The 6168-nt window shown below is 58.8% G+C and carries 10 protein-coding genes; 3 read left to right on the top strand and 7 right to left on the bottom strand.

What is annotated here, in order from left to right; translation table 11 throughout:
* Positions 1-147: 147 nt before the first annotated feature.
* The 3 genes from L3X40_RS20600 to L3X40_RS20590 all read right to left on the bottom strand — a co-directional run bounded on the left by L3X40_RS20600 (position 148) and on the right by L3X40_RS20590 (position 1103).
* Entirely contained in the window at positions 148-393 is a 246-nt protein-coding gene (locus L3X40_RS20600) for a hypothetical protein (protein ID WP_237367253.1), read from the bottom strand.
* 195 nt (positions 394-588) lie between these two features.
* On the bottom strand, positions 589-897 hold the full coding sequence (locus L3X40_RS20595) for a hypothetical protein (protein ID WP_237367252.1): 309 nt from the start codon (positions 895-897) through the stop codon (positions 589-591).
* Positions 894-1103, bottom strand: a complete 210-nt coding sequence (locus L3X40_RS20590; protein WP_237367251.1) for a hypothetical protein — start codon at positions 1101-1103, stop codon at positions 894-896. Before L3X40_RS20590 ends, L3X40_RS20595 begins: the two co-directional genes overlap by 4 nt.
* Before the next feature lie 126 nt (positions 1104-1229).
* Here L3X40_RS20590 and L3X40_RS20585 point away from each other — a divergent pair, with 126 nt between their 5' ends.
* Positions 1230-1478, top strand: coding sequence for a hypothetical protein (locus L3X40_RS20585; protein WP_237367250.1), 249 nt, complete (start codon positions 1230-1232; stop codon positions 1476-1478).
* A gap of 47 nt (positions 1479-1525) precedes the next feature.
* Here the strand turns inward: L3X40_RS20585 and L3X40_RS20580 are convergent, their stop codons facing one another.
* Together L3X40_RS20580 and L3X40_RS20575 are read right to left on the bottom strand one after the other, a co-directional pair.
* Positions 1526-2572: an IS110 family transposase gene (locus L3X40_RS20580; protein WP_237367249.1), complete on the bottom strand. Its 1047-nt coding sequence runs from the start codon at positions 2570-2572 to the stop codon at positions 1526-1528.
* A 121-nt stretch (positions 2573-2693) separates the two neighbouring features.
* Positions 2694-2963, bottom strand: coding sequence for a hypothetical protein (locus L3X40_RS20575; RefSeq protein WP_237367248.1), 270 nt, complete (start codon positions 2961-2963; stop codon positions 2694-2696).
* Positions 2964-3463: 500 nt separating this feature from the next.
* Between L3X40_RS20575 and L3X40_RS20570 the strand changes: the two genes are divergently transcribed.
* Together L3X40_RS20570 and L3X40_RS20565 are read left to right on the top strand one after the other, a co-directional pair.
* On the top strand, positions 3464-3961 hold the full coding sequence (locus L3X40_RS20570; protein WP_237367247.1) for a hypothetical protein: 498 nt from the start codon (positions 3464-3466) through the stop codon (positions 3959-3961).
* A gap of 85 nt (positions 3962-4046) precedes the next feature.
* Complete coding sequence (locus L3X40_RS20565) at positions 4047-4583, top strand: hypothetical protein (RefSeq protein ID WP_237367246.1); 537 nt, start codon at positions 4047-4049, stop codon at positions 4581-4583.
* 42 nt (positions 4584-4625) lie between these two features.
* Here L3X40_RS20565 and L3X40_RS20560 read toward each other — a convergent pair whose 3' ends face one another.
* A complete protein-coding gene (locus L3X40_RS20560) occupies positions 4626-4991 on the bottom strand; it encodes a hypothetical protein (protein ID WP_237367245.1) in 366 nt (121 codons plus the stop codon).
* A 272-nt stretch (positions 4992-5263) separates the two neighbouring features.
* Positions 5264-6168: type I secretion C-terminal target domain-containing protein (locus L3X40_RS20555; RefSeq protein WP_237367244.1), on the bottom strand; the 905-nt coding region annotated here is incomplete at its 5' end.

The following is a 6168-nucleotide window of genomic DNA, read 5'->3' as shown; positions in this document are numbered from 1 at the left end:
GGCTACTGGCCGAGTCTAAGGCTAAAGCCAGTATCCGACTGAAGTCGGAGGGGTTCCTCCTCCAAGAGGACTCTAAAATCGAAGTCCGCAAAAGTATAGCGACTATTCAGGTTTCTCTAATCCGGGGGCCGTCATCCATTCCAAGGGTCAGGGCTCGATATCCCGATTGGGCCTGTCCTTTGGCGCGGGTTTACCGCTTTTGATGGCACGAGCCGCAACATAGAGGCAAGCTCCACAAATGGCGAGATTTGCGACAGCCGCCGTAGCAGCGAAAGCAACGCCAATAGTTGAAAGGGCGGCCGCATTGAAAACCAAAGAGACGGCATAAGCGCCAGACGCGCCGGTAATGATTGCTCCGCCCGCACAGGACAAGACTTTCTCATTCTTATTCATACTTACCTCATGTCTGCTTATGCTTATTCATAATGGTATTTAGATATACATCTTAAATACACAGTTCACCAAGTAATTCATGATATTACTTTCCAGAAGAATGAAATCTTCCGCTATTTGTAATTGCGAAAAATAGTGAGATCGGCGCGCCCCGCTCCGCTCGGGGCGCGCCGTTTTCATGTCCGCAGCGCGCGGCTAGAAAAGTGTCATCTGCCGCGCCGCCGCTTCCTTTTCTTTCCACGCTTTGGTCTCGGCCTCATGGTCGAGCCAGGCCTGCACGAAGGCTACCGGTCCGCCCGCTTCGGCAATCACCGATGCCGCGATGAAGTGCGAGCGGTAGCCGGTATCGGTAACGGGCAACGGCGCTTTGTCCGGGGACAGGACGTGCAGCTCCAGATGGGCGGTGCTGAACGGGCCTTCGGTCCCGAGCCATCGTTCCTCGTAACGGATTTCGATGGTGACGCCGCGCCAGACGATGGTGTGGGCATCAAAGGAGCGCGTCATGACGCGCTCCCGGCTTCATTCAGGTAAATTCGCGACGCCAGTTGCTCGGATGCGGCGTAGTCGATCCCGGCTTCCCGGCACCAGTGACGGATGTCCACCAGCAGGTCGGTGATAGCGTCATCGTCGTAGTACGGGGCGACCCCACGGGCCCAGGCGGCGCGCGCCAGGGCGGATTTTGCGGCGAGTATCTGTACGGAACAGCTCATGTTATTTCCTCCTTTCGGGAAGTGAGGGGGCGCTTCTTTAATGCGGTATGGAGTCAAGCAAAAAGAACCACCCCTGCAATCAAATCCCGATTGCAGTCAGTATTGCAGTCCCTATGCATAGAAAGCTTGTCTGACCTTCCCGGTTGCTCTGCGGGAATGCCGCCCTTTTTGGCAGGTATCATGCTTCTTTCCGGAGTCAGCACAAAACGCCCGCTGGCGATTCTGAAAGTGCTGCCCCAAGTTACTATCCATTCGAAGATTAAGGCCGAACCAGCTTACGCTCGCAGTAATCGCTTTGTCAGAAAAGCACTCTGCATCGCCCCCTACGTTCTGACCTTAGTTCTTCCCGTCCTGCCGGACGGCTTCCTCACCTGACGGCGGAGAAGACCAAAAACTCTATCTACTTCTTTTTCCAGTTGCGCCTATGCCGCGGCTATGGACGGATCGTCTTGATCTGTGTTGAACCGGAACACTGTCCCATCGCGCCACATTGCATGCATGACGACGGCGATTTGCCGCGCCACGGCTACACAGGCATTCTTTTGCGAACTGCGCCTGGCAATTCGCATACTCCAGCTTTTCAGTGAGCTGGGCTTGCCGGTACGGCTCATCAGGACCTTGGCAGCCTCATACAGATGGGATCGCACGAAACGGTCGCCGCATTTGGTGATGTGGCCGTCGTAATCCACTTCGCCGGATGCGTATTTGCGCGGCGTCAGCCCCAACGCCGCCCCCACATTCTTGGAGTGCGGGAATCGCTCAGGCCGATCAACGAAGGTCTTAAACGCCAAAGCCGTAAGCGGCCCTACCCCGGGCATGGTCATGAAACGGCGACAGACATCATCTTCCTTCACATATGACAGGACCAGCTTTTCGAGATTCTTGTGCTGTTGGATTAGAGCCCGTCGCGCGTCGAGCATGGGAAGGATGTAGTCCTGCAATTCACGGTCATCGTTGATTAGCTCCCGAATCCTGTCCTCGTAGGCGGACCTCTTGACCGGCCCGACTTTCAGCCCGAAGACCTTGAGCGTCCCGCGTATTTGCCGCTCGATATCCTGGCGTTTGTCCAGCAGGCATCGCCGGTTGTTCAGAAGAACCCGGAGTTTCTGGCTCTGGTGGCTTTTGAGATGAACCTCCTTGAACCAACCGGTGCGCATGATGTGTGCGATTCCACGGGCGTCGTTGCGATCCGTCTTGACGTTCTGAGCCTTGAGCGCGGCCTTGGTGTGTCTGGTCTCGATGCAGATAACTGGCCATCTCTCGCCGAGAAGCTCATGGCATAACCAAGGAGACAAGGAGCCAGCCTCCAATCCCACCCGTTCCAGCGGAAAACCAAGGGAACTCAGCCAGACGTGAATATCTTCCGGCTCCGTGGGGACTTCTCCCTCACGGATAAGGTCACCGTTCTGGTTGACGATGCAAATTGATGTTTTGTTAAGAGAAACATCTAAACCACAGTAATATTTCATTGTGCGCTCCATATTCTTATTGTTATTGACGTCCATAATTTACCGTGAAGGCAGCTTTGCCGTCTTCACGAAAATCGGGAAAGAATAGTAATGCGGCCTCGGAAGACCGCATTACAGTATCTTACGCGCCCGCCTCCTGTTCGGTTTGAGGCTGATCGGCTTCGGCCTGATCTTCCTCGTCCTCGCGCGGCGTGCGGAGGATGATGCGACCGCCATTGACGGGGACCAGATCGAGCTGGAGGGTGAAGCCTTCGCCGTCCTTGTGGTCCCAGGCCGCGCCGATGCGGGTCCAGAATTTCTTCTCGCCTTTTTCATCGACGTGCCAGGCGATAAACGCCGGTGGACGGGATTCACGGGCGGGTTTGCTGTTGCGGTTCTGTTGACGTGCCATGATGTAAGCTCCTTTCGCTTGGGTTTTTCTCGACACGCCACATCCGGGAGCAGGCGGATAAGCGACGGGTTCACGGCTGATGCGCGGGAGGGGGATCGCCCGCCTTGCAGGGAGCGCAGCGAGCGAAAGGCGGGGACACCCGCGCGTCACCCTGCAAGGGCTGCAAGGCCTTGAACCCGGCGCGCGCCGGCTCAGCTTGTGGCGTGATCAGTCGAGGGAAATCCCTTTGCGAAAGGTCGATGCGCTTCAGGCACGCAGAACCGCGACAGGGAACTTGCTCTGCCACAGTCGCCGCTATCAGCGTCCCGCCGATGAAAAAGGCCCGGCAGGATCGGACCCGCTGGCGCTGCCGGATTGAGGGCGGCGAAGGCGGTACCATTTGCGTCCCTCGTGTCCCCGCTGCGGTCGTCATTGCCGTTCCGTGCGTGAGAGAGTGATCAGGATAAGGACCGTGCGTCCCTCCCGGCGACAGGAAACGGCAGCGCCCGTATAGTTGCGTCATGGCAAAAGAAGCGACGAAAACACCGCCCCGCAGGAAACGGGCGCGGGGACGGCCCCGCGCCGAAATCGTCTACTATGTCGTTGCGGTCGAAGACTGGGACTGGAGCCTCTGGTTCGGGGTCAGCAACATGCCGGAGCGCGAAGGACCGTATGACGACTATCGCCACCTGAACCTGCGCGGGAAGCTGCTGCGCCCGTCAAAGCTAAAATGCGAGACGGTGGAACTGCATTTCCTGCCGGACAAGCGGTTGAACGAAGGCGCGCGCGAGCGGAATCAGCCGTTGTCGGTCGGCCATCTGAACCTGCGCAGCGGCCACATGTACGGCGTGGTTTCGATGCCCGCCGACGCGCTGCCGCTGCTGCTGACCCTCGCGACGGCTGAAAAGCTGCGTTACGTCGTGATGCAGGGCGAGCGGTTCCGCTACGGCAATGCCAGCCTCAAAAGCTTCCGCGTGGAGATGGGCATCGACGAAGACGACCTCCCACCCGATGAATAATTGATCTGCGCGTACCGGATACTTGCGAGACGGGCGTATTCCATCGAACATCGCAATTCAGGGATTATCAGGGGAAGGCAGCGCCATGGCGAAGATCGAAATTGAAATCGACGATGCCCTGCTCGCCCGCGCGGCGGCGACCGGACGCACGGTGCAGGAACTGGGTGCCGAAGGATTCAGCATGGCGGTTACATCCTGCGAGTTCGACCAGCGAATTGACGAATGGATGCGCGAGGAACAAGAGAAGAAACAGACCCGGGCAGCGGAGCGCGCCGCATGGGCGGCAGCGACCCGTCCCGAAATTGTTGAATCCTACAATGTGCTGCGCGCGGAATGGAGGGAGAAATCGGACCGGGAGCGGGAGGCGGCATTTGTCCTGACAGAAGAACAAGCCGCGACGTTCGCGTGGCTGGCGCTGGTGACAGACGCCTGGACCGAAACCCGGCCGTTCGACGGCCTGCGGATCGATCTCGACAACCCGGCGCATTGGCAGGCCGCGACGAAATATGCGCGGCGGGCGCTGTATCAGCACTTCAAAAGGGAGCGTTTTGATCTGGAAGGGGGAACGCACCCTTTGCTGTTCCGCGAGAAGAAGGGCGATGCGGAACCGTCTGGCAAGTAAGAAGCCGGACCGGAATGTGCCGGTCCGGCTTTTGCGGCGGCGTCACCACCACGAGGAATAGACGACGGTCAGGCCTGCGGCGAGCGCGGCGCGGGCCTTGGCGATGAAGGCGAGGTCGTCTTCGATCTCGCTGCCGTCGGAAGCGCCGAAGAAGAAGCCTTCGGTCTGCGGCAGGTTGCGGTCGCGGATCGCGGCGGCAAGCCGGTCGAGGTCTTCGGCGGTCAGTTGCAGGTTGACGCAGTTGAAACTGTCGTCCGTGCCGCCCTTCTCGCGGTAGAGCTGCTCCATCCAGCCGTGCAGGTTCGGATGCTTGCGCCAGTAGTGAAGTTCCGACACCTCGTCCGCCTTGAAATCCACCGGCGCAGCGGGCGGTTCGCGAAGGGTGCAGGCGTACATATCGAGTCCCATGATTTTCTCCTTTCGTTGTTGACGTCCCGAAGGACGCGGACGAAAGGCCGGACGGCATCCGCCGCCGCCGTCATGGACCACACGGTCCCGGCTCCAGCCGGGAGTGGTGCGGGCAGGCCATTGACGGCCAGGCGCCGTCCGGCAGGAACGCGGACAAAAACCGGAGGGACGTTTGCGAAAGGAGTGGATGGGACGGACAAAGCCTGCCCCCCATAGCAACCGCCCCGCGACGATGCGCGGGGCGGAAGAAAATCGGGTTCAAAACTGGAGCGTTAGGCAGCCAGGAGGTTGCCGTTGGTTTCGAGCAGTTCCGGCGAAGACAGGCCGACGACGTTCTCCAGCTTCACGATCTGCGCGAAGCTGTAGGTCGAACCGGTGCCGTCGCGGTCGACCTCGACGAAGGTGCTGCCGCTGCTTTCCGTGAATTGCACGAAATCGGCAATAGCATCCGTCAGCGGGTCATAGGCCACATCGAGAATATCCGTCAGGTCCAGCACATCGTCATCCGCGACGCTGAAATCGCGGATCACGTCGATATCGCTGAAAGCGCTGGCAGTTTCAAATACGAACGTATCCGCGCCATCACCGCCATGCATCGTATCGAGTCCGGCCCCGCCATAGAGCGTGTCGTCGCCGTCACCGCCATAGAGCAGGTCGTCGCCGTTTTTGCCCTCCAGCGAGTCGTTCCCGGCACCGCCATGCGCATCATCGGCACCGTCACCGCCGGTGATGGTGTCGTTACCGGCAAAGCCGATCAGCGTATTGTCGTTGGCATTGCCCGCAACCATGTCGTTGCCGGACGTGCCGTTGAGCCAGCTATTGTAGCCGGTCAGATCGGTTTTGAAGCCGTCCTCGAACTCTATGGTTTCGACCTGATAGTCTGTACCATTCCGTTGATTGGTAATGGTGATTTCATCCACGCCAGAGTTTATGACGATCTTGGTATTGTATGTGCTGTAGTTGGATACGGCGATGTCATTGATGGTCAGACCACCCGCAATAAGAATTCTGTCTGCCGCACCTGCCGTATCGTAGAAGGTATCCAGACCTGAGTCGTACACGTACAGATCGTCGCCGGCTTCGCCATTGACATTGTCGTTGCCCGCACCGCCGATCAGGATGTCGTTGCCGTCATAGCCAAAGAGCGTGTCGTCGCCGCCCCGTCCTTCAATGCGGT

The organism is Rhizorhapis sp. SPR117 (assembly GCF_021742065.1).
The sequence above is the reverse complement of the archived record's forward strand: the minus strand, read 5'-3'. Positions and strand labels throughout refer to the sequence as shown.

Coding starts and splice junctions, on each gene's coding strand:
- L3X40_RS20590 (WP_237367251.1), bottom strand. CDS start 1,103: ATGAGCTGTTCCGTACAGATACTCGCCGCAAAATCCGCCCTGGCGCGC.
- L3X40_RS20595 (WP_237367252.1), bottom strand. CDS start 897: ATGACGCGCTCCTTTGATGCCCACACCATCGTCTGGCGCGGCGTCACC.
- L3X40_RS20560 (WP_237367245.1), bottom strand. CDS start 4,991: ATGGGACTCGATATGTACGCCTGCACCCTTCGCGAACCGCCCGCTGCG.
- L3X40_RS20570 (WP_237367247.1), top strand. CDS start 3,464: ATGGCAAAAGAAGCGACGAAAACACCGCCCCGCAGGAAACGGGCGCGG.
- L3X40_RS20575 (WP_237367248.1), bottom strand. CDS start 2,963: ATGGCACGTCAACAGAACCGCAACAGCAAACCCGCCCGTGAATCCCGT.
- L3X40_RS20600 (WP_237367253.1), bottom strand. CDS start 393: ATGAATAAGAATGAGAAAGTCTTGTCCTGTGCGGGCGGAGCAATCATT.
- L3X40_RS20580 (WP_237367249.1), bottom strand. CDS start 2,572: ATGAAATATTACTGTGGTTTAGATGTTTCTCTTAACAAAACATCAATT.
- L3X40_RS20565 (WP_237367246.1), top strand. CDS start 4,047: ATGGCGAAGATCGAAATTGAAATCGACGATGCCCTGCTCGCCCGCGCG.